This is a genomic window from Pseudomonas sp. RA_35y_Pfl2_P32, assembly GCF_963970735.1.
GTDB lineage: Bacteria > Pseudomonadota > Gammaproteobacteria > Pseudomonadales > Pseudomonadaceae > Aquipseudomonas.
The window spans coordinates 1-525 of record NZ_CAXAQF010000201.1; the positions used below are offsets into that span (position 1 = coordinate 1).

Annotated in this window: 1 pseudogene; it reads left to right on the forward strand. The window is 62.3% G+C overall.

The window, feature by feature from the left end:
• Window positions 1-525: pseudogene (gene rpoB / locus AACY45_RS27860) on the forward strand (DNA-directed RNA polymerase subunit beta); the annotation flags it as partial.

Here is a 525-nt window from a genome sequence, read left to right on the forward strand (position 1 = left end):
CGGCACCGATGCGCGTCACGCTGCGCCTGATCGTGTTCGAGGTGGATGCCGACACCGATTCGCGCTCGGTCCTCGATATCAAGGAGCAGGACGTCTACATGGGCGACATGCCCCTGATGACGGGCAACGGCACCTTCATTATCAACGGCACCGAACGCGTCATCGTGTCGCAGATGCACCGCTCGCCGGGCGTCCTGTTCGACCATGACCGCGGCAAGACCCACGCCTCGGGCAAGTATCTCTTTGCAGCCCGCGTCATCCCGTATCGCGGTTCGTGGCTCGATTTCGAATTCGACGCCAAGGACATCGTCAACGTCCGCATCGATCGCAAGCGCAAGCTGCCCGTCACGGCGCTGCTCTATGCGCTCGGCATGACCGGCGAGGAGATCCTCAACCACTTCTACAACCGCGTGACCTTCGTCCGTGGCCAGGGTGGCTGGATCATCCCGTTCCAGGCCGAGAACTGGCGTGGCCAGAAGCCGATGTACGACATCATCGACGCCAAGACCGGCGAGATCGTGTTCG